At 71.7% G+C, this 25,507-nt stretch carries 2 protein-coding genes (1 of these 2 running past the window's edge); both read right to left on the reverse strand.

Features of this window, described 5'->3' with window-relative positions:
• Nucleotides 1-15,993: a type I polyketide synthase gene (locus SACXIDRAFT_RS22855; RefSeq protein WP_050986889.1), complete on the reverse strand. Its 15,993-nt coding sequence runs from the start codon at nucleotides 15,991-15,993 to the stop codon at nucleotides 1-3.
• Nucleotides 15,990-25,507 carry the 3' portion of a type I polyketide synthase gene (locus SACXIDRAFT_RS23425; protein WP_006236455.1) on the reverse strand. Its footprint extends 6,724 nt past the window's final position, so only the last 9,518 of its 16,242 coding nucleotides appear in the window; its start codon lies beyond the right edge, outside the window; its stop codon occupies nucleotides 15,990-15,992. Before SACXIDRAFT_RS23425 ends, SACXIDRAFT_RS22855 begins: the two co-directional genes overlap by 4 nt.

A 25,507-nucleotide genomic window follows, 5' to 3' on the forward strand; every position in this document is an offset into this window, starting at 1 on the left:
TCAGGAGAGGCCGAGATCCCGGTCAATGAGGTCGAAGAGCTCCTCGTCGGAGGCCGAGTCGAGCCCGTCTGCCTGCGCCGTCGGCACCGAGGCCGTAGACCGCGCCTCGATCTCCGCTGTGAGGCTGCGCAACCGATCCGCCAGCGCGGGAAGGCGAGAGTCCTGCGCTGACAGGAACGGCAGCTCCTCCCGCAGTCGGTCCAGCCCGCGCAGCAGGTCGCCGACGTCGGCGGCGTCCTCCGGGACGACCAGCTCGGCCAATAGGTGCTCGGCCAGGGCGGCTGGCGTCGGATAGTCGAACACCAGCGTCGCCGGGAGTGCGAGTCCGGTGGCGGCGACGAGCGCGTTGCGCAGTTCGACCGAGGTCAGCGAGTCGAAGCCCAGGTCGGTGAACGGCCGTTGGGCCCGCACCGCGTCGGACGTCCGGTGACCGAGCGCCGAGGCAGCCTCCCGGCACACCAGCTCCAGCACGGCTCGCTCGCGCTCCTCCGGGGCCAGCGCTGGCAGGTCGGCGGCGAACGTCGCGCGTCGACCGGTCGAACCCACCGCCGTCGGCCGCGAGGGCACGAGTTCCCGGAGAATCGCGGGCACGTCCCGCTCCCGCCCAGACTCAACGCGCCCGACGTTCAGATGGATGGGAACGATCACCGGCACGGCACTGCCGCAGCCGAGGTCGAACGCCGCCAGGCCGTCCGCGACCGACCAGGCGGCCGCTCCCCGGCCCGTCTGGCGACGACGTTCGTCCATGGCCAGGTTCGCGGCCATGCCGCCCGACGTCTCGTCCCACGCGCCCCAGGCGAGGCTCGTCGCGGCGAGGCCGCTGGCCCGCCGCTGCTGGGCGAGAGCGTCGAGAAAGGTGTTCGCCGCGGCGTAGTTGCCCTGCCCCGGCGCTCCGAGCACGCCCGCCGCCGAGGAGAACAACACGAACAGTGCGAGGTCGTCGGCGGCGGTCAGCTCGTGCAGGTGCCAGGCACCATCGACCTTGGGCCGGAACACGGCCCGGACCTGCTCGGCGCTCATCGACGTGATCACGCTGTCGGCCAGCACGCCTGCCGTGTGCACGACGCCCACCAGGCGACGGTGACGTCTGATCTCGGCCAGCACGTGCGAAAGCGACTCCCGATCCCCGACGTCGCAGGACAGGATCGACACCGAGGCGCCAGCCTCGGTCAGTTCGGCGGTCAGGGCGTCGGCACCCGGGGCATCGGGACCCCGCCTGCTGGTGAGCACCAGGTGACGCACGCCGTGCTCGGCCACGAGATGCCGGGCCACGGCGGCGCCCAGCGCCCCGGTCCCGCCGGTGACGAGCACTGCGCCGGCCGGATCGAGGTCGGGCATGCCCGGCCCTTCGGTCGTCAACCGGGCGAGTCGCGGGGCGATAGCGCGGCCTGCTCGGACGGCGAGAGCGGGTTCGTCGGGTGCGACGACCGACGCCTGGATCGAGTCGGGGTCGTCGTCGAGGTCAACGACCCGGATCCGTCCGGGATGTTCGGACTGCGCGGAGCGGAGCAGCCCCCAGACGGCGGCTGCGGCCGGATCGGCCACGTCGCCGTCCGCCGTCACCGACGTCGCCCCCCTGGTGAGGACGAGCAGCCTGGTGTCGGCCAGATGGCCGGCCGCCAGCCAGTCCCGCACGGTGGCGAGCGTCAACTCGACCATCTCGTGAGCCGCACGAGGCGGCCCTGCCGAAGGCCCGCTGTGGGGCTGGAACACGACCACGGCGGGAGGCCGTGACCCGTCGAGGTCGTCGAGCGTGCCCGCGGAGACGACGTCGACGCCCGCGGCGCGGAGTCCCGGCAGGACGTCGAGATGATCCGGGCCGAGCTGTGCCCAGCGCAGGTCGCGGTCCTGCGGCGTGGTGCCAACGACCGGAGTCCAGTCCACCTGATACAGCGAGGACGCCACCGACCGCTCGGCCGAGGTGAACTGGTCGGCGGCGACCGGCCGCAGCGCCAGCCCGCGCACCGCGGCGACCGGGTGTCCTTCGCCGTCGGCGAGCAGCAGCGACAAACCGCCGTGCGGCAGCGCGGTGAGACGGACCCTCAGGTACGTGGCGCCCACCGCGTGCAGACGGACCCCCGACCAGGAGAAGGGCAGCCGCGCCTGCGAGGTCGCCGGGTCGGCGTCACCGCCCTCGCCGGTCGTGACGAGGCCAGCCGCGTGCAGCGCGGCGTCGAGCAGCGCGGGATGCAGCCCGAAGCCGTTCCCGTCGTCGGCCATCGCCGTGGGCAGGGCCACCTCGGCGAAGAGGACGTCGCCCTGCTGCCAGGCGGCGCGCAGCCCTCGGAACGTCGGGCCGTACCGCAGTCCGACGAGTTCCGCCAGGTCGTAGAAGCTGTCCACAGGCAGCGGTACCGCGCCGGAGGGCGGCCAGGCCGCGGTTCCGAGGGACTCCGCCACACCGTCGGCGGGCCAGTCGAGACCACCGCGCACGACAGACCCGGTGGCGTGCAGGACCCACGCGGCCGCAGGGTCGTCTTCGCGGCGCGTGTGGACGGTGACCGTGCGACGAAGGGCCGCGGTGTCGGAGTACGACTCGTCCCCGATCGATTCCGCGTCCGCCGGGGGGTCGTCGGGTGCCTGCCGGTGCACGTGGACCCGGACGGCGAGAGCTCCGGTCGACGGCAGGAGCACCGGGGCGTGCAGGGTCAGCTCCTCGATCTCCGGAATGGGCAGGTCAGGGAGGTCCTGCGCGGCATGGAGTACCCAGTCGACCAGCCCGGTGCCGGGGAACACCACGGCGTCGCCCACCTGGTGGTCGATGGTCCACGGCAGCAGCGCAGTGGAGACCCGGCCGGTGAGGACGACGCCACCGGTGTCGGGCAACTCCACCCTGGCGCCGAGCACCGGGTGGCCCGACGGGACCAGTCCGAGTCCGTCGGCGTCCGCGCGGGTGCGGGTCGCGTCCAGCCAGAAGCGTTGCCGTTGGAAGGCGTAGGTCGGCAGGTCCACGGCCTCGACGTGCTCAGGAAGCAGCACCGTCCAGTCCACGGCGGATCCCGCGACCTCCAGCGCGGCCAGTGCGTTGACGAAGGACGTTGACTCGCTCCGTCCACTTCGCAGCAGGGCCAGGGTCGATACCGACCCGGCGGGGCTCGATGACGCCTCATCGCGCCCCGAGTCGCGGCCGGGGTCGGCCGCGGAGTCGAGCGCGTCTCGGGTCAACGCGGTCAGCACGCCGCCGGGGCCTACCTCGATCACCGTCGTGACGCCGAAGTCGCGCAGGGCGCGCGCGGCGTCGGCGTAGCGGACCGGCTCACGGGTCTGCCGCACCCAGTAGTCGGCCGACGTCGCCGTCTCGCTGTCGAGCAGCGCTCCGGTGACCGTCGAGATCAGCGGCAGTTCGGGTGTGGTGAAGCCGACCGCGGCGAGACTCCGGCCGAACTCGTCGAGCAGCGGGTCCATCAGGGCCGAGTGGAAGGCGTGTGACACCGACAGGGGCCGTGCGCGACGTCCCCGGTCACGCCACCACTCGACGACGCGACCGACCGCGTCGGCGTCGCCGGACACCACCGTGGACAGTGGGCCGTTGACGGCCGCGATGCTCACCTCGGTCGCGTCGAGATCGGTCAGGGCGGTGCGCACCTCGTTCTCGGTGGCGGCGATCGACGCCATCGCCCCGCCCTCGGGGAGCGCCTGCATGAGTCCGGCGCGCGCGGCCACCACCCGGCACGCCTGCGGCAACGTCCACACCCCGGCGACGAAGCCGGCGGTGACCTCGCCGAGCGAGTGGCCCGCCACCGCGGCAGGCGTCACGCCGAACGAGGCCAGCAGCCGGACGAGCGCCACCTCCACCGCGAAGAGCGCGGGCTGGGCCAGTCCGGTCGCATCGATGGCGCGGAGGGTTCCCACGCCGGCACGTTCCTCGGGGGCCGACGAGCCCTCGACGGCCGAGCCCTCATCGTCTTCGGCCCGGTCCCACGCCGGTTTCCCGGTGACGAAGAGCGCGTCGCGCAGGGAGAAACCGAGCAGTGGGTCCAGTTCCGCGCACACCTCGTCGAAGGCCTCCGCGAACACGGGATGAGTCTCGTACAGGTCGCGACCCATCCCCGGATACTGCGTTCCCTGGCCGGAGAAGACCAGGCCGATCCGGCCGCCGTCGCGCGCCGATCCACGGACCACACCGGGCAGGTCACGCCCCTCGGCTACGGCGTCCACTCCGGCGGCCAGCTCGTGGTGATCGGCACCGAGGACCACAGCACGGTGCTCATGACGGGCGCGGGTGCTGATCAAGGCATGTGCCACCGCGGTCGGCGACAGGGCGGGGTCGGCCGACACCGCGGCCCGCAGTCGCGAAGCCTGCCCGCGCAGCGCGGCCTCCGACCGACCGGACAGCACCCAGGGGATGACCGGAGCGGCACCGGCCGGGGTGGCGGGCGGGGTCGCGTCACCGTCGCGGGGGGTGCGCTGATCGGCGGCCGGGGGCTGTTCGAGGATGACGTGGGCGTTGGTGCCGCTGATCCCGAAAGAGGACACCGCGGCCCTGCGGGGACGGTCCACCTCGGGCCACGGCCGCGACTCGGTCAGCAACTCCACCGCACCCGACGACCAATCCACCTGCGACGTGGGCTCACCCACATGCAGGGTCCGCGGCAACACCCCATGCCACATCGCCATGACCATCTTGATCACACCAGCCACACCCGCAGCAGCCTGCGTATGCCCGATGTTCGACTTCACCGAACCCAGCCACAACGGCATCCCCTCGGCACGGTCCTGCCCGTAGGTCGCCAACAGAGCCTGCGCCTCAATCGGATCACCAAGCCGAGTCCCCGTACCATGCGCCTCCACCACATCCACATCCCCAGTGGACAAACGCGCATTCGCCAAAGCCTGACGGATCACCCGCTGCTGCGACGGACCATTCGGCGCCGTCAACCCATTCGACGCACCATCCTGATTCACCGCCGAACCCTTGACCACCGCCAGAACCCGACGACCATCGGCCACCGCGTCGGAGAGACGTTGCAGGACCAGGACCCCGACCCCCTCGGAGAAGCCCGTGCCGTCCGCCGCATCCGAGAACGACTTACACCGACCATCCGACGCCAGACCACCCTGCCGGGAAAACTCCACAAAACCACCCGGCGTCGACATCACCGTCACACCACCGGCCAACGCCAACGAACACTCACCCGACCGCAACGACTGCACCGCAAGATGCAACGCCACCAACGACGACGAACACGCCGTATCCACCGTCACCGCCGGCCCCTCAAAACCGAACGTATACGCGATCCGACCCGACAGGACGCTGGCCGTGCCACCGGTGCTCAGGTAGCCGGCGGCGGAAGGGACGTCAGCCATGAGCCGGGCGTAGTCCTGGTTGTTCGAGCCGACGAAGACGCCGACGTCCTGCCCGTGCAGGACCGTCGGATCGACGCCCGCCCGTTCGAAGGCCTCCCACGACGTCTCCATCAGCAGCCGCTGCTGCGGGTCCATCGCGGTCGCCTCACGAGGCGAGATTCCGAAGAAGTCCGCGTCGAAGCTGCTCACGTCGTCGACGAAGCCGCCCGCACGGGCGTAGACCGTCTCGGACGACTCCCGCCCGAGTGCACGCAGACCGTCCACATCCCAGCCGCGATCGTCAGGGAAGTCGGTGATGGCATCGCCGCCGCGCGACAGCAGGTCCCAGAATTCGGCGGGTGAGTTCACCGCGCCGGGGAATCGGCAGCCGAGTCCCACGACGGCGATCGGATCGCCGCCGACATCGGCGCCCGCGCGGACCACCACCTCCGGCCGGGCTCCCACGAGGAGCTGCCGCAGGTGCTCAGCCAGCGCGGTGACCGTGGGGTGGTCGAAGACCACGGTGGCGGGCAGGCTCAGCCCGGTGACCAGGCCAAGTTGATTGCGGAACTCGACGGCCGTGAGCGAGTCGAAGCCCAGGTCCCGGAAGGCGCGGTCCGCCTCCACCGCCACCGACGACGCGTGTCCAAGGACGGCGGCGGCCTTGGCCGCGACCAGCTCCACGAGCAGCCGACGCTGCTCCGGCTCGGGCGTCTCGGCCAGCCGCCCGGCGAGTCCCGCGCCCGACCGGTCCGGTGTCCCCGGCCGCGCCTGGTCGGCCTCCTGCCTGCGACGGGTCTCGGGCAGCTCGCGCAGCAGTGGATGTGGCCGGGCCGCGTCGTAGCCGCGAGCCATCGTGTCCCAGCGCATGTCCGCCACCGCGAGGCAGGTCTCGTCGGCGTCGAGCGCCTGCGCCAGCGCGATCAAGGCCTGCTCCGGCGGCATGTCCGCCGTGCCACGACGACGTAGCACCTCTTCGATGTCCTCCGCGGCGATGCCGCCGCCCGCCCAGTGTCCCCACGCGATGGAGGTCGCGGTGCGGCCGCGATCGCGCCGCTGCCGGGCGAGTGCGTCCAGGAACGCGTTGCCCGGTGCGTAGGCGGCCTGACCGGGGATGCCGACCGAGCCCGCCAGCGAGGAGAAGAGCACGAAGGCGCTGAGGTCGTGCTCCTCGGTCAGCTCGTCGAGGTTCTTCGCGCCCTGCACCTTGGCCCGCATCGCGTTGTCGAGCTGCTCGACGGTCAGCGAGTCGACGACGGCGTCGTCGAGCATGGCGGCGGTGTGGACGACAGCCGTCAGGGGCGTGGCGGCCGGGATGCCGGCCAGGACCTGGGCGAGCGCGTCCCGGTCGGCCACGTCACACGCCGCGACGGTCACCGGGACGCCGACGGCGGCGAGTTCGCGTTCCAGCTCGCGCGCACCCGGCGCGTCGAGCCCCCGCCTGCTGGTGAGCACCAGGTGTTCGGCGCCCCGATCCGCCAGCCAGCGCGCCACCCTGGCACCGAGTGCCCCGGTGCCGCCGGTTACCAGCACCGTGCCGCTCGGCGTCCAACCCTCCTCCGGTTGCCCCGGCTCGGCCGTCGCTGCGGTCGTAGGGGTGATGCCGTCTGCCCGCGCGGCGGGCTCAGCGTGAACGAGGCGACGACCGAAGGCACCCGACGACCGGATCGCCACCTCGTCCTCGTCGTCGAGTCCGGCCAGGACCGCGCACAGCCGGGCACTCACCCGGGCGTCGAGCACCGCGGGCAGATCGACGAGGCCGCCCCAGCTGGTCGGATGCTCGGCGGCGGCGACCCGGCCGAGCCCCCAGACCTGCGCCTGCTCCGGCACGATCGTCTCGTGGCTGCCATCGACGTGCACCGCGCCTCGGGTGAGACACCACACGGGCGCGGCGACGCCGAGGTCGCTCAGCGACTGGGCCAGGACAAGGGTGCCCGCGACGCCCGAGGGCACCACCGCATGGGCCGGATGCGTCGTCCCGTCCATACCGAGCAGAGAGATCACCCCGGCCACCTCGTCACCGACGAGAGGGGCGAGCTGGCCGGCGAGGCTGCCGCGGTCGGCGGCGGAGGGGACTTCGATGCAGATCGGCTCGGCGCCCGCGCCTCGCAGCGCGGTGCGCAGCCAGTCTCGCAGGCCGGAGCCGTCGCTCGTCGCGGGCTCCAGGATCAGCCAGCGCCCCGCCAGGCTGGTCCGGGCAGGCGTGGTCAGCCGCCGCCACGAGATCCGGTAGCGCCACGAGTCCACGACGTCCTGGGTGCGCCTGCGCCGCCGCCAGTCGGCGAGGGCGGGCACGACCGCGCTCAACGGAGTCTCCGCCGTGACGGAGAGGGTGGCGGCGAGCGCCGGGACGTCCTGGTCCTCGACGCTGTTCCAGAAGGTCGTGTCGAGCCCGTCGCCCGGAGACTCGGCCGCTGCGACCTGTGGGTCGAGCCAGTGACGGGTGCGCTGGAAAGCGTAGGTGGGCAGGTCGGCGGCCGGGCCCGCCTGGGGTGCGGGCAGCAGCGCGGACCAGTGCAGCGGCACTCCTGCGGTCCACAGTGCGGCCGCCGCCTCCGCCAGCGCGCGCGGACCGTCGTGGTCGCGGCGCAGGCTGCCCACCACCAGCGATCCTCCTGCGCCCCCGCGCGGGTCGGCGGTGATCTCCGAGGACTCGGCGGCGCCTCGCGCGTCGCGATGATCGTCCGTGCCGGAGACGAGCCGTTCCACGGCGTGCACAGTGGGCCAGGTGAGGACGGGGTGTGGGCTGATCTCCAGGAACCGGCGGTATCCCTGCCCCACCACCGTCTCCACAGCCCGGTCGTAGCGGACCGGTTCGGCGAGGTTTTGGTACCAATACTCAGCATCCAGATCACCGAAACCAACCGGTTCACCCGTCACCGACGAAACCATCGGCACCGTGCCGGGTGTGGTTTCCACTGCCCCGGCCGTGGCAAGCCACTCCTCACGAACCGCGGCCACCTGCGGCGAATGCGAGGCATAATCCACCGGCAACCACCGCACCCGCACCCCGCGCTCTGCACACTCTGCAGCCACCGACTCCAACACCGACCGGTCCCCCGACAACACCGTCTGCCCAGGACCATTCACCACAGCCACCGCAACACGAGCACCTCCCGACGCCGAAGCAACACAGGAACCGACCGAGTCCGCGGAGTCGGCGACAGGGGCCGGATCACGCGGCACCCGCTCATCGGCGTCCTCCGCCCAACGGCGCACCTCGTCGATGCCCGCATCAACGGCCAGCATCCCACCACGTCCGGACAACTCCCGCGCAATCAACCGGGAACGAGTGGCCACCAAGCGAGCTCCCTCAGCAACAGAGAGCAGCCCAGCCACCGTCGCAGCAGCGATCTCCCCCTGCGAATGACCCACCACCACGCTCGGCGCAACACCCCGAGCACGCCACACCGCCGCCAGCGCGACCATCACCGCCCACAAAACCGGCTGCACCACATCAACCCGGCCGAGCAACTCCTCATCAGCACCGCCCAACACCTCGGACACCGAGAAATCCACCCACGGCACCAACGCCGACTCACACTCGACCAACGCAGTCGTGAAAACCTCATCCGTCCCGATCAGATCAGCGGCCATCCCAACCCACTGCGCCCCCTGCCCCGGAAACACCCAGGCTGTGCCAGGCGAACCCGCGTCACCGGCTCGGCCGACCACGACGCCCGTCGCATCTCGTCCGTCGGCCAACGCCGCCAGCCTCGCCGACAGTTCAGCGCGGTCGGCGCCGAAGACGACGGCGCGATGGTCCAATTCGGACCTGCTGCTCGTGAGGGCATGAGCGAGAGCGACAAGCGACGTCTCAGGGGCCGAATCGACGTGGGCGGCCAGACGAGCGGCCTGACCGCGCAGCGCCTCGGCGGAGTGTCCAGAGAGAACCCAGGAGATCAGCGGGCCGTCGGTCGGCTGTTCCGCGTCGGATTCGTGGGCGCCGTCGTGGGCCGGGGGCTGTTCGAGGATGACGTGGGCGTTGGTGCCGCTGATCCCGAAGGAGGACACCGCGGCCCGTCGGGGACGGTCCACCTCGGGCCACGGCCGCGACTCGGTCAGCAACTCCACCGCACCCGACGACCAATCCACCTGCGACGTGGGCTCACCCACATGCAGGGTCCGCGGCAACACCCCATGCCACATCGCCATGACCATCTTGATCACACCAGCCACACCCGCAGCAGCCTGCGTATGCCCGATGTTCGACTTCACCGAACCCAAAAACACCGGATCCGCCTGCTCCCGGTCCCGGCCGTACGTCGCCAACAGAGCCTGCGCCTCAATCGGATCACCAAGCCGAGTCCCCGTACCATGCGCCTCCACCACATCCACATCCCCAGTGGACAAACGCGCATTCGCCAAAGCCTGACGGATCACCCGCTGCTGCGACGGACCATTCGGCGCCGTCAACCCATTCGACGCACCATCCTGATTCACCGCCGAACCCTTGACCACCGCCAGAACCCGACGACCATCGGCCACCGCGTCGGAGAGACGTTGCAGGACCAGGACCCCGACCCCCTCGGAGAAGCCCGTGCCGTCCGCACCCTCCGCGAAGGACTTACACCGACCATCCGACGCCAGACCACCCTGCCGGGAAAACTCCACAAAACCACCCGGCGTCGACATCACCGTCACACCACCGGCCAACGCCAACGAACACTCACCCGACCGCAACGACTGCACCGCAAGATGCAACGCCACCAACGACGACGAACACGCCGTATCCACCGTCACCGCCGGCCCCTCAAAACCGAACGTATACGCGATCCGACCCGAGGCGACACTGTTGGATCCGCCGGTGCTGAGGTAGCCCTCCGCCCCGTCGGGGACCACCGTGAGTCTGCTCAGGTAGTCGCTGTACATGACCCCGGCGAAGACCCCGGTCGGACTCCCCTTCACCGACGACGGCGCGATACCCGCCCGCTCCAACGCCTCCCACGACGCCTCCAGCAACAACCGCTGCTGCGGATCCATCGCCACCGCCTCACGCGGCGAGATCCCGAACAAACCAGCATCGAACTCCGCCACGTCATGCAGAAACCCACCCGCGCGAGCGGCGGACCCGGTGGCGGAGCCGAACAGGACGTCCAGATTCCAGTCGCGATCGGCTGGGAAGCTCCCGATCGCGTCGCCGCCCTCGGCGAGGAGCGTCCACAGGTCTTCCGGGGAGTCCACCCCGCCGGGATAACGACAGGACATGCCGACGATCGCCACATCATCGCCGTCGAGCACGGCCGTCGGAGTGACGGCCTGTCGCGACTCGTCGCCTCCGACCGCCTGTACCAGCAGGAACTCCGCCAGCGCCAGGGGCGTCGGGTAGTCGAAGACCAACGACGCGGGAAGCCGCAGGCCCACGACCGAGGTGAGCCGGTTGCGCAACTGCACCGACGTGAGCGAGTCGAAGCCCAGTTCCTTGAAGGCACGGTCGGCGGCCACGGTCGCCGCCGACTCGTGTCCGAGGACGGCGGCGACCTCGGCGCGAACCAGACCGAGCAGGACCGCGATCTGTTCGTCCCGAGGCAGGCCGATCAGCCTGCGTCGCATGTCCTCGACGTCGGCGACACCCGCCTCGGCGGCCCGCCTACGGGGTCCGCGCACCAGGCCGCGGAGCATGACCGGGACGCCGCCCGCGTGGCGGCCGTCCGCGCCCACCGCGGTGTCCAGTCGCATGGGCACGAGCACCGGGGAGGAGTCGGCCACGCAGGCGTCGAACAGGGCCATGCCCTGGGCCTCGGTGAGTCCGGTGACGCCTGCGCGAGTGATGCCGGCGAAGCCGTCGCGGCTCGCCGATGCGGTCGACTCGCTGACCTGCGCCCACAGGCCCCAGGCCATCGATCGTGCGGTGTGGCCGCGAGCCTGCCGGTATGCGGCGAGGCCGTCGAGGAAGGTGTTCGCCGCCGCGTAACCGGCCTGCCCGGCGTTGCCGACGATGCCGGACGCGGAGGAAAAGAGCAGGAAGGCACGCAGGGGCAGGTCGGCGGTCAGCTCGTGCAGATGCCAAGCTGCGTCGATCTTGGGTCGCAGCACGGTGGGCAGCCGGTCGGCCGTGAGGTCGATGATCACTCCGTCGTCCACGGCGCCCGCCGTGTGCACGACGGCCGTCAGCGGCTGGCCGGGATCGACTCCGGCGAGCAGGTCGGCCAGTGCCCCGCGGTCGGCCACGTCGCAGGCGACGACGGTCACGGTCGCCCCTTCGGCGCGCAGTTCGTCGGCCAACTCCGTCGCGCCGGGTGCCTCGGGTCCGCGCCGACTCGTGAGCAGCAGGTGCCGGACCCCGTGGTCTCGCACGAGGTGTCGCGCCACCATGCTGCCGATCATGCCCGTGCCGCCCGTGACCAGCACGGTGCCGTCCGGACCCCACTCCACGTCGCGGTGCGGCTGCTCCACGCGGGCCGCGCGGGCCAGCCTCGGCACCAGCAGGTCGCCGTCGCGCACGGCGACCTGGGTCTCGTCCGCGTCGAGTGCGGCGCGCACCACGGCGCCGAACTCGGCAGGCGAGGCGTCGTCGCGATCGGCGTCGATCAGCAGGAGACGGCCGGGATGCTCGGTCTGCGCCGAACGCAGTAGTCCCCAGACCGCGGCACCCGCCAAGTCCGCGACGTCCTCGCCAGGCACCGCCGCGACCGCGCCCCGGGTGACCACGACGAGGCGGTCCGCATCCGGCCGCTCGGCAGCCAGCCAGTTCCGCACCGCACCGAGCACGACCGTCACGGCCGTGTGCACGGCCGAGGGCACCGTCTCATCCGTCACCGCTGCCGACGCCGTGATTCCGGTCGAGCCGATCGGGGGTGGACAGAACAGGAACACCAACTCGGCCTCGCACTCGGCGGAGGTCAGATCGGCGAGGACGGGGACGTCTCCGGCCCAGCCAAGCGGCACAGTGCCCGTCCCCAGCACGGCGAGCCGCTGCGAGAGGTCCGGGGTCGGCCCGGACCTGGCCATCGGCGTCCAGTCGAGCCGGAACAGGGACTCACCGACGACGCGCGCGGCGGGATCGGCGATCGTCGTCGCGACGGGACGGAAGACGAGCCGGTCGACCGTGATCACCGGCCGGCCTGCGGTGTCGGTCGCCAGCAGGGTCGTGGCGTCCTGCCCGGCAGGCGTGAGCCGGACGCGCAGCCGGTCGGCTCCGGAGGCGTGCAGGACGACCCCGTCCCAGGAGAAGGGCAGCAGCACCGGCCCCTGCCCCTCGATCGACGCCGCCGCACCCGAAGCCTGCAGGGCCGCGTCCAGCAGCGCCGGGTGCAGGCCGTACCGGCCTGCCTCGCTCCGCACCGACTCCGGCAGACTCACCTCGGCGAACACCTCGTCGCCGCGTCGCCAGACCGCGTCCAGACCGTGGAAAGCCGCGCCGTAGGGCAGTCCCGCCTCGGCAGCCCGGCGGTAGAAGTCGTCGATCGGCACCGTGCGGGCACCGTTCGGAGGCCATTCGGCTGGTCCCTCGACAGCGTCGCCCTTCGACGGTGCCAGGACTCCGGCGGCGTGACGGGTCCAGACCGCATCGACCGAGCCGTCGGAGGCCGAGGACACGGTGACCGCGCGGCCGCCTGTCGCGTCGGCCGCGCCGATGACGACCCGCACGGCCACCCCGCCCCGCTCGGGCAGCACCAGCGGCGCCTCGATCGTCAGCTCCACGATCCGGCCGCACCCGACCTCGTCGCCCGCGCGCACGGCGAGCTCGACGAAGCCGGTACCGGGCAGCAACGCCGCCTCACCGACCCGATGGCCGGCCAGCCACGGAAGGGTCTCGGCCGACAGTCGCCCCGACATCACCACTCCGTCGGTGTCGGCCATCGACAGCACCGCCCCGACGAAGGGGTGGTCAACGGCGGCGAGCCCCACCGAGGTGACGTCGCCGCTGCGGATGCTCGCCACGTCCACCCAGTGCCGTCGCCGCTGGAAGGCGTAGGTGGGCAGCTCGACCCGCGAGGCAGGACGCCCCGCGAAGACGGCCGTCCAGTCGGGCTTCGCCCCGTGCACCCAGGCCTCGGCGAGCGCTCGCACGAACCGATCCGGCCCACCCGCGTCGCTGCGCAGCGTGCCGACGGCCGCACCACCGCCACCGGAGGAGTCGAAGGTCTCCTGCATCGAGGAGAGCAGGACGGAATGGGGACTGACCTCGAGGAACACGTCGTGCCCGTCCTGACGGAGAGCCCGCACGGCATCGTCGAAGCGGACGGTCTGCCGCAGGTTGCGGAACCAGTAGTCGCCGGTCAGCTCCCCGGTGTCCAGCGGGCCGCCGGTCACCGTCGAATAGAAGGGCACGCTTGCCGAGCCCGGCTTGATCGAGGCGAAATCCGAGGACAGTCGCGTCCGCAGGACATCCACCTGCGGCGAGTGACTCGCGATGTCCACGCCGGGCACCCTGCGGGCCCGCACACCCTTCTCCTCGCAGGCGGCCAGGAACTTCTCGCACGCCGTCGGCTCACCTGTCACGACGCAGGACCGCGGGCTGTTCACCGCGGCGACGGCCAAGTCGTGGCTCGTCTCGCGCAGCAGCTCGCGTACCTCGTCGGCGGGGAGCAGCACGGAGACCATGCCGCCCTGCCCTGCGGCGCGCAACCACGCCCGGCTGCGCACCGCGACGATTCGGGCCGCCTCGGCGAGAGTGAGTCCGCCCGCGAAGAACGCGGCGGCGATCTCCCCCTGGGAGTGGCCGACGACAGCGTCAGGCTCGATGCCGTACGAACGCCACAGCTCGGCGAGCGACACCATCATCGTGAACAGCACCGGCTGCTGGACATCGACCCGGTCGAAGGGCGCCGCATCGGGCGTGCCCCGCAGGACGTCGAGCAGGGACCAGTCGACGTGCCGCTCGATCTCCGCCGCACAGCGGGCGACGGAGTCGGCGAACACCGGCGAGCTCGCCAGCAGCTCACGAGCCATCGCGGGCCACTGCGATCCCTGCCCGGGGAACACGAACACCGTCTTGCCGTCCTGGGCTGAGCCGGTGACGAGGTCCCTATCACCCGTTCCCTCGATCAGCGCCGTCAGGCCGCGCACCAGGTCGGCACGATCGGCGCCGACCACGGCGGCCCGATGTTCCAGCGCCGACCTGGTGGTGGCCAGCGACAAACCGATGTCGGCCACGGAGACACCGGGGTCGGCGAGGACCCGGTCGCGCAGCCGCCGCGCCTGCTCTCGGAGTGCGTCGGCGCTGCGGGCGGAGAGCACCCACGGGACCGGGGCGTCGGGCGGGAGTACGGCGGAGGCCGCGGCGACGTCGTCGTCGGATTCCGTCCGCGGGTCTGACACGGAATCGATGTCGGCACCGGGCCGTGCCGGATCGGGGGCCTGCTCCAGGATCAGGTGAGCGTTGGTTCCGCTGATCCCGAAGGCGGACACGGCACCGCGCCGGGGTCGCCCGGCGTCCGGCCATGCCCGCGCCTCGGTCAACAACTCGACCGCGCCAGCCGACCAGTCCACGTGACCGGTCGGCTCGGCGACGTGCAGAGTGCGGGGCAGTCGTCCGTGCCGCAGTGCCGCGACCATCTTGATCACCCCCGCCACACCCGCGGCGGCCTGGGCGTGGCCGATGTTCGACTTCACCGAGCCGAGGTACAGCGGGGCCGCCGGGCGGTCCTGCCCATAGGTCGCCAGCAGCGCCTGCGCCTCGATCGGGTCGCCCAGAGTGGTGCCCGTGCCGTGCGCCTCCACCGCGTCGACGTCGGCGACGGTCAGCCTGGCGTCGGCCAGCGCCTGTCGAATGACACGCTGCTGGGCGGGGCCGTTGGGGGCGGAGAGTCCGTTGCTGGCCCCGTCCTGGTTGACGGCGCTGCCCCGGATCACGGCGAGAACCGGGTAGCCGTATCGCCGTGCCGTCGAGAGCCGGGTGACGAGCAGGACACCGACGCCCTCGGAGAAGCCGGTCCCGTCCGCCGCGTCGGCGAAGGCCTTGCACCGGCCGTCGGCGGCGAGGCCGCGCTGCCGGGACATCTCCACGAACGGTCCCGGAGTGGACATCACCGTGACGCCGCCCGCCAGTGCCAGTGAACAGTTCCCCTGCCGGACAGCCTGTACGGCGAGGTGCAACGCGACCAGAGAGGACGAGCACGCGGTGTCCACGGTCACCGCCGGGCCCTGCAGGCCGAAGGTGTAGGCGAGGCGGCCGGACAGGACGCTGGCGGCGTTCCCCGTCAGCACATAGCCCTCGGCGTTCTCCCGTGCCTGCGCGAGAAGTTGCGAGTAGTCCTGGCCAGTGGTGCCGATGTAGACGCCGACGTCCGATCCCCGCCGGGACGCCACGTCGATGCCCGCACGTTCGAAGGCCTCCCAGGAGGTCTCCAGGAGGAGTCGCTGCTGCGGGTCCATGGCGACGGCCTCACGGGGCGAGATACCGAAGAACTCCGCGTCGAACTCCGCGACGTCGTCGAGGAAGGCGCCCTGGCGGGTGTAGGAGCTGCCCGGCCGGTCCGGGTCGGGGTCGAACAGTCCGTCCAGGTCCCAGCCCCGGTCTGCGGGGAAGTCGGCGACCGCGTCGCCGTCCTGGTCGATGAGCCGCCACAGGTCCTCGGGCGACCGCACCCCGCCGGGAAGCCGACACGCCATTCCGATGATCACGATCGGCTCGGTCGATGCAGCGGTGAGCCGCTGATTCCGGGTGCGAAGGCGCTGGTTCTCCAGCAGCGAGGATCGCAGTGCCTCGACCACGTCGTGGGCAGGTTTCTCCATGGCCGGCTCCTCATCGTCGCGTGTCACTCGAACTCGACCGCCTTGCCCGTCACCGTCGCGTCGTCCACGTTGAGCGCGAGCCGGACCAGGTCGTCCACGTCCATGGCGCGGATGTCGTCGTCCGCGGCCTCGGCCGCGTCCGGTGCCGCCGAGGCGGCGTCGGTCTCCTCTGCTGCGGTGTCCTCGGCCATCCGCAGCAACACGTCCACCAGTCCCGCCTCCCGCAGTCGGGCGAGGGGCACGGCGGCGAGGGCCGCGCGGATCGCGTCGTCCTCGGCCTCCGACTCGACGGGGGGCGGCACCAGCTCGGACAGCAGATGCTCCACCAGCGCCGTCACGGTGGGGTGATCGAAGACCAAGGTCGCGGGCAGGCGCAGCCCGGTGGCCGCGCTCAGCCGGTTCCGCAGAGCCAGCGCGGTCAGGGAGTCCAATCCCAGCTCCTTGAACTCGCGTCCGAGGCTGACGGAGTCCGGCCCGTCGAGCCCGAGCGCCCCGGCGACCTCGGTGCGGGCCAGCCGGACGAGCATGGTGTGCCGCTCGCCGGGAGTGCGGGCCCGCAGGGTCGCCGCGAGAGTGTCACGGGTGGTGGACGCCTCGGGGACGTCGGCACGCTCGCGGGCGAGCACCGCACGCACCTCAGGAAGGTCGTCGAGCAGGGGACGCGGCCGGGCCAGGGTGAACGCCGGGGCGAACCGCTCCCAGTCGATGTCGGTGACCGTGAGCATGACCTCGCCGTGCTCGACGGCCTGCCACATCGCGGTCATCGCGATGTCGGGCTCCATCGGGCGGACCCCCAGCAGCTGCCAGTCGCCCTCGGTGTCGTCGACCATGCCCCCGCCCGCCCAGCTGCCCCAGGCAATCGACGTCGCGGGCAGGCCTCGCGCCCTGCGGGCGTCCGCCATCGCGTCGAGCGCCGCGTTGCCCGCCGCGTAGGCGCCCGCACCTGAGCTTCCCCAGACCGAGGCGCCCGAGGAGAACAGCACGAAGGCGTCCAGAGGGCGATCGCCGAGCAGTTCGTCGAGGACCCGCGCACCCTCGGCCTTGGCGCTGATCACCGCGGCGAATTCCGCGGGGTCGCAGTCGGCCAGCGGCGCGGAGTGGCTCACTCCGGCTGCGTGGACGACGGCGGTCAACGGCGTGTCGGCGGGGATGTCCGCGAGGACCCGAGCGACCGAGTCTCGATCGGCGACGTCACACGCCGCGACGGTCACCACTACTCCCGCTTCGGTCAGCTCCCTGACCAGTTCCTCCGCGCCGGGTGCGTCGGGACCTCGCCGAGATGTCAGCACCAGTCGTCGGGCGCCCCGCGCCGCCAGGGCGCGCGCCACCTGCGCGCCCAGCGCGCCGGTCCCGCCGGTCACCAGCACCGTGTCACGAACCGTCCATGCGGCAGGCTTCCGGTCTCCGGTCTCCGGGGGTGATGCCCGGAGCAGTCGGCGGCCTACGGCGCCGGACGGGCGCACCACCACCTGGTCGTCGTCGGCCCGCGCGAGCGCAGAGCACACGAGGGCGGCGACCGGACCGGTGATCGAGGCGGGCACGTCGAGCAGCCCGCCCCATCGGTCGGGGTGTTCCAGCGCCGCGACCCGGCCCAGCGCCCACACCTGGGCAGCGACCGGATCGAGCGGCCGGGGATGCTCCGTCGTCCCGATGCCCTCGCGGGTGAGACACCACAAGGGGGCGGACAGCGCCGCGTCGCCGGTCGCCTGGATCAGGGTGAGGGTGTCACCCAGGCCTCGCGGCAGCGGCGACCCCGGCGTGTCGTCGGCGGCGGTGTCCCAGGCCAGCAGCGAGACCACGCCGCGCAGCGCCGTCTGCTCGGCCAGCTCCGCGAGCCACGCCGTCAGGTCGGCGCGCCCCGTACCGGGCTCGACGGCCAGGCGGACGATCTCGGCTCCGCCGCCGCGCAAGGCGCCGACGAGCTCCTCCACGGCGGCGGGCAGCCCGGAGTCGCCGGACCTGGCCCCCGGGGCGGGTTCCACCACGAGCCACCGGCCCGTCAGTGGATGTTCCGCGTCGGGCGGGGTCAGCGGCGTCCAGCCGATCCGATACCGCCACGAGTCCAGCGCCTCGCGTTCTCGGGATCGTCGCCGCCACTCGGCCAGCACCGGCAGTGCGGGGGCGAGCGCCGTCACCACCGTGTCGTCCGCCGTGGCCCCGGGGGCGACCAGGTCGGCAAGTGCCCGCGCGTCCAGCTGGTCAACGGTCTCCCAGAACGGGCCGTCGGCGACGGACGCGGCGGCGGGACCCGCCGGTCGCATGTCCAGCCAGTGGCGGGTGCGCTGGAAGGGGTACGTCGGCAGCGGCGTCGCGAGGTGGACAGGCGCGGACGGCAGCACGGCGGTCCAGTCCACAGTGGAACCCGTTGTCCAGAGGGCGGCCAGTGATGTCCGCAGCGCCGCGGGACCGTCCTCGTCTTTGCGGAGACTGCCCACCACGACGGCCTCGTCCTCATCTCCGGCTCCCGGTCGGGCGAGGTCGCCCGCGGCGATCGTCTCGATCACTCGAGTCGTGGGCCAGGTGAGGACGGGGTGTGGGCTGATCTCCAGGAACCGGCGGTATCCCTGCCCCACCACCGTCTCCACAGCCCGGTCGTAGCGGACCGGTTCGGCGAGGTTTTGGTACCAATACTCAGCATCCAGATCACCGAAACCAACCGGTTCACCCGTCACCGACGAAACCATCGGCACCGTGCCGGGTGTGGTTTCCACTGCCCCGGCCGTGGCAAGCCACTCCTCACGAACCGCGGCCACCTGCGGCGAATGCGAGGCATAATCCACCGGCAACCACCGCACCCGCACCCCGCGCTCTGCACACTCTGCAGCCACCGACTCCAACACCGACCGGTCCCCCGACAACACCGTCTGCCCAGGACCATTCACCACAGCCACCGCAACACGAGCACCTCCCGACGCCGAAGCAACACAGGAACCGACCGAGTCCGCGGAGTCGGCGACAGGGGCCGGATCACGCGGCACCCGCTCATCGGCGTCCTCCGCCCAACGGCGCACCTCGTCGATGCCCGCATCAACGGCCAGCATCCCACCACGTCCGGACAACTCCCGCGCAATCAACCGGGAACGAGTGGCCACCAAGCGAGCTCCCTCAGCAACAGAGAGCAGCCCAGCCACCGTCGCAGCAGCGATCTCCCCCTGCGAATGACCCACCACCACGCTCGGCGCAACACCCCGAGCACGCCACACCGCCGCCAGCGCGACCATCACCGCCCACAAAACCGGCTGCACCACATCAACCCGGCCGAGCAACTCCTCATCAGCACCGCCCAACACCTCGGACACCGAGAAATCCACCCACGGCACCAACGCCGACTCACACTCGACCAACGCAGTCGTGAAAACCTCATCCGTCCCGATCAGATCAGCGGCCATCCCAACCCACTGCGCCCCCTGCCCCGGAAACACCCAGGCTGTGCCAGGCGAACCCGCGTCACCGGCTCGGCCGACCACGACGCCCGTCGCATCTCGTCCGTCGGCCAACGCCGCCAGCCTCGCCGACAGTTCAGCGCGGTCGGCGCCGAAGACGACGGCGCGATGGTCCAATTCGGACCTGCTGCTCGTGAGGGCATGAGCGAGAGCGACAAGCGACGTCTCAGGGGCCGAATCGACGTGGGCGGCCAGACGAGCGGCCTGACCGCGCAGCGCCTCGGCGGAGTGTCCAGAGAGAACCCAGGAGATCAGCGGGCCGTCGGTCGGCTGTTCCGCGTCGGATTCGTGGGCGCCGTCGTGGGCCGGGGGCTGTTCGAGGATGACGTGGGCGTTGGTGCCGCTGATCCCGAAGGAGGACACCGCGGCCCGTCGGGGACGGTCCACCTCGGGCCACGGCCGCGACTCGGTCAGCAACTCCACCGCACCCGACGACCAATCCACCTGCGACGTGGGCTCACCCACATGCAGGGTCCGCGGCAACACCCCATGCCACATCGCCATGACCATCTTGATCACACCAGCCACACCCGCAGCAGCCTGCGTATGCCCGATGTTCGACTTCACCGAACCCAAAAACACCGGATCCGCCTGCTCCCGGTCCCGGCCGTACGTCGCCAACAGAGCCTGCGCCTCAATCGGATCACCAAGCCGAGTCCCCGTACCATGCGCCTCCACCACATCCACATCCCCAGTGGACAAACGCGCATTCGCCAAAGCCTGACGGATCACCCGCTGCTGCGACGGACCATTCGGCGCCGTCAACCCATTCGACGCACCATCCTGATTCACCGCCGAACCCTTGACCACCGCCAGAACCCGACGACCATCGGCCACCGCGTCGGAGAGACGTTGCAGGACCAGGACCCCGACACCCTCACCCCAGCCGGTGCCGTCGGCTGACGCGGCGAAGGACTTGACCCGGCCGTCGGCAGCCAGACCACGCTGCCGGGAGAACTCCACGAAGGCCGTGGGCGTCGACATCACCGTCACACCACCGGCCAACGCCAACGAACACTCACCCGACCGCAACGACTGCACCGCAAGATGCAACGCCACCAACGACGACGAACACGCCGTATCCACCGTCACCGCCGGCCCCTCAAAACCGAACGTATACGCGATCCGACCCGACACGACACTGTTGGATGTCCCCGTGCTGAGGTGGCCCTCCACCTCCGGGGGAACATCGGAGAGGAGACTCGCGTAGTCGCTGTACATGACCCCGGCGAAGACCCCGGTCGGACTCCCCTTCACCGACGACGGCGCGATACCCGCCCGCTCCAACGCCTCCCACGACGCCTCCAGCAACAACCGCTGCTGCGGATCCATCGCCACCGCCTCACGCGGCGAAATCCCGAACAAACCAGCATCGAACTCCGCGGCGCCGCGCAGGAAGCCACCCTCGCGGGTGTAGCTGGTGCCGGAACGGTCCGGGTCGGCGTCGTACAGGCCGCCGATGTCCCAGCCTCGGTCGTCGGGGAAGGGGACGATGCCGTCGCCCTCGTCGAGCAGCAGTCGCCACAGGTCCTCCGGCGATCGCACGTCTCCGGGATACCGGCAGCTCATCGACACGATCGCGATCGGGTCGTCGTCGAGACCGGCTCCTCGTCCGGTGGTGGTGACGACCTCGGCGCGTTCACCGAGCAGCACGTCGTCGAGGTGCGCAGCCAAAGCCCGGACACTGGGGTAGTCGAAGATCAGCGAGGCGGGCAGCCGGAGACCGGTGGCCGCGGCGAGCCGGTTGCGCAGTTCGACCGCGGTCAGCGAGTCGAAACCGGACTCACGGAACTCGCGGTCCACCGACACCCGCGACGGGTCGCCGTAGCCCAGGACGAGGGCGACCTCGGTGCCGATCATGGTGAGCAGCAGGCGGTGTCGTTCGGCCGCGTCGAGCGGGGCGAGCCTGGCACGCAGCTCGACCGCCGCGTCCGGCGCACCCGACGCAGCCTTGCGGGGACGCGGTCGCACGAGCCCGCGCAGGAGGGCGGGCACGTCGTCGGCGTCGCGGTCGCCGAGGGCCGCCAGCTCGAAGGCGACCGGCACGGCCAGGGCAGGACGGACGTCGGTGACGAGGTCGAACAGGGTGAGCGCGTGCGCCGGAGTCAGGGAGCGCAGCCCGGAACGCCGCATCCGGGTGTGGTCGGCCTCGCTCAGCCCGGCGGTCATGCCGGTCTCGGCGGTCCAGGGCCCCCAGGCGAGGGAGGTCCCCGCCAGGCCCGCCGCGCGCCGATGAGAGATAAGCCCGTCCAGGAAGGCGTTCCCGGCGGCGTACGCCCCCTGCCCCGCCGAGCCGAGGATGCCCGACACCGAGGAGAACACGGTGAACATCGACAGGGCCAGGTCCTCGGTGGCACGGTGCAGGTTCCAGGCACCCGCCACCTTCGGCGCCACCGCCGCAGCCAGCCGGGCCGGGTCCAGCGAGGTGAGCACCCCGTCGGACACCACACCCGCCGCGTGGATCACGCCGGTGAGGGGGAACTCCTCCGGCACGGTCGAGATCAGCTCGGCGACGACGTCCGGATCGGCGACATCGCCCGCTCGGACCGACACCCGTGCGCCGTGGGACTCCAGTTCCGACACCAGCTCGGCCGCCCCCGGCGCCGCGGGGCCCCGGCGGGACACGAGCACAAGCGAGGCTGCCCGACCGGTGCGAACCAGGTGCCTGGCCACCACGGAGCCGAGTCCGCCGGTGCCGCCGGTGATCAGCACGGTCGACGCGGGCACCGAGTCGGTGTGGTCGTCAGCCTGAGCCGCGGGCTCGGCGACGGCGGCGAAGCGGGCCAGCCTGGGCACCAGGACGGTTCCGGCGCGCACGGCGGCCTGCGGTTCACCGGAGGCGATCACGGCGGGCAGCGCGGCAGGAGAGGCCGGGTCGTCGTCGAGGTCAACGATCGTGATGCGGCCGGGATGCTCCGTCTGCGCGGTGCGGATGAGTCCCCAGACGGCAGCGCCGACGAGATCGTGCACCGGGTCCGCGTCGGCGGTGGGCACGGCGCCTCGGGTCAGCACCACCAGACGAGCGGCAAGCAGCCGATCGGCGGCGAGCCAGTCCTGAATCGCCCGCACGGTGGTCTCGACGGTGTCGCGCACCGCCTCGGTGAGATCGGTCGAGTCCTCGGGTGGTCCACCGAGGAGAACGACGACGTCGGGGACTCCGCCGTTGTCCGCCTCGGCCACGGTCGAGGCGAAGGCGGGTTCGATGCCGGGCAGGTCGGCGAGCACGCCGGGCGAGGCCGGCCCGGCGGCGCCTACCAGTACCCAGCGTTCGGCCACCGCGGGCGGGCCGGTTCGCGGCAGGGGCAGGGGCGTCCACTCCAGACCGTAGAGCGCGTCGGGGCCCGCGGCAGGTACCGCGGCGAAGGCGTTGGGCTCGACCGGACGGAGGACGAGTCGATCCACGGTGAGCACCGGGGCGCCGCCGGGGTCAACCATGGTCAGCGACACGGCGTCGGTTCCTGCGGCGGTGATGGCGACTCGGACGGCGGCAGCCCCGACGGCGTGGACGCGTACTCCGGTCCAGGAGAACGGCAGCCACACCCCCGCACCCGGCTCGGTGTCCGTGGACATGCCCGCGGTGGCGGCCACCAGCGCGGCGGCCTCGGGCAGGCCCAGCACGTGCAGCGCGGCGTCCATCAGCAACGGGTGCAGGGCGTGAGAGGCTGCCTCGGCGCGGACGGGCGCGGGCAGCTCGATCTCGCCGAACACCGTGCCGGGTCCCCGCCATGCACGGCGCAGCCCCCGGAACGAGGGCCCGTAGGACAGTCCCGCGGCGGCGAAGGAGTCGTACAGCTCGTCGACGGGCAGCACGGTGCCGTCGGCGGGGGGCCAGGCCGCGAGATCCGGTGCGTCGTGCTCGCGCGGGGCGGTCGGCTCAGTGGTCAGCCAGCCGGTGGCGTGGACGGTCCACGCGGCGTTCGACTCGTCCGAAGGCCGGGTGTGGACGGTCACCGCCCGCCGGCTCTCGCCCGAGTCCTTTTCGGCGTCGTCGCGGGTCGCGTGCAGTTGGACGCGGATGCTCAGCGCGCCGGTCCGAGGGAGGATCACCGGGGCGTGCAGGGTCAGTTCATCGATCACCATCGGGCCGAGATCCGCTGCCGCGTGCAGCACCCAGTCCACCAGGCTGGTCCCGGGCAAGACGAGGTTCTCCCCCACGCGGTGTTCAGCCGACCACGGCAGCACCGAGGCAGAGAGCAACCCGGTGAGCACGACGCCGCCGTCGGAGGGCAGATCCACTCTGGCGCCGAGGACCGGATGGTCGGCGGTGGTCAGGCCCAGTCCGCTCGCATCCGACCGGGTCCGGCCGGCGTCGAGCCAGAATCGCTCTCGCTGGAAGGCATAGGTCGGGAGCTCCAGCGGCGGGGCCGGCGGCATCGACACGATCGACGACCAGTCGACCGGGACGCCGCCGACGTGGACAGCCGCGAGGCCCGCCATCAGCGACTCCGCCTCGTCGCTGCCCCGTCGCAGCAGCGCCACAGCTGTCACCGGGGTCGGCGCTGTCGCGGTCGATGTGCCGGACGCCGCAGGGGCGTCCGCCTCCTGTCCGGCGATCCGCCGGGGATCGCGTCGCGGGTGCTCCACATCGTCGAGGACGTCGTGGGCGAAGGTCGTGAGCACCGCGCCGGGTCCGACCTCGATCACGGTGGTCACACCGAGGTCGCGCAGCGCGCCCGCAGCGTCGGCGAACCGCACCGGTTCCCGCACCTGCCGCACCCAATACCCCGGATCGGTCAGGACGGCGGGCACGAGCACGCCACCCGTCACGGTGGACACCACCGGCAACCTCGGCGAGCCGAACTGGACCCGGGCGAGAACCTGGCCATAGTCGTCGAGCATGGGGTCCATCAGCGCGGAATGAAACGCATGCGACACCGAGAGCGCGCGGACCCGACGACCCCGGGCCCGCCAGAACTCCATCACCCGGCCCACAGCGCCCGCGTCTCCTGACACGACCGTCGCGTTCGGTCCGTTGACCGCCGCGACGTCCACTCCCGACGCACCCCCCGGAACGTCCGATTCGCCGATACTCGTCCGCACCTCTTCTTCGGTGGCCGCGATCGAGGCCATCGCCCCACCCCCAGGCAACGCCTGCATCAACCTCGCCCGTGCCGCCACCACGCGGCAGGCCTGCGGCAACGACCACAACCCCGCCACGTAGGCGGCAGTGAGCTCGCCCAACGAGTGGCCCGCAACGACGGCCGGGGTGATCCCGAAGGACTCCAACAGACGGACAAGGGCCACCTCCACCGCGAACAAAGCAGGCTGCGCCACCCCCGTATCGTCGATCGAACCAGCAGACGGTTGCCCGGCAACAAAACCCGGCCCAGCACCGATCACCCCACCCGCAGCGCCATCCACACCACCATCCGCATCCGCATCCGCGTCGGCGTCGGAATCGGCGTTGGCGTCGGAGTCGGCGTTGGCGTTGGCGTTGGCGTTGGAATCGGCATCGGCATCCCCGCCGGTGTCGGCATCGGCATCGGCATCGGCATCGGTGAACACAGCATCACGCAAAGAGAACCCCAACAACGGATCCAACTCCGCACACACCTCATCAAACGCCTCCGCAAACACCGGAAACGCCCCATACAACTCCCGACCCATCCCCGCGTATTGGGAGCCCTGCCCCGAAAACACCAACCCAACCCGGCCCGCCTGCCGCACCACACCCGACACCACACCAGGAGCGCCACGACCCTCGGCCACCGCACCCACACCCGCAACCAACTCAGCCGCACCCACCCCCAACACCACAGCACGATGCTCCAACAGCGTGCGGGAACTGGTCAGTGTGTGGGCGAGGTGCCGGGGCGATACGGCCGACCGCGCCGCCAGGTGGTCTGCGAGACGCGCGGCCTGGCCGCGCAGCGCCGCCTCGCTGTGTCCAGACAGGACCCAGGGCACCGGTACGGTCACCGGCGGCCCCTCGACGGCGGCACCGAAGGGGACTGATTCCGTCGGCGTCGCACCGACCTGGTCGGCCGGGGCTTGTTCGAGAATGAGGTGGGCATTGGTGCCGCTGAAGCCGAAGGAGGACACCGCGGCCCTGCGGGGACGGTCCACCTCGGGCCACGGCCGCGACTCGGTCAGCAACT

Origin of the sequence: Saccharomonospora xinjiangensis XJ-54 (assembly GCF_000258175.1) — a bacterium.
Lineage (GTDB): Bacteria > Actinomycetota > Actinomycetes > Mycobacteriales > Pseudonocardiaceae > Saccharomonospora > Saccharomonospora xinjiangensis.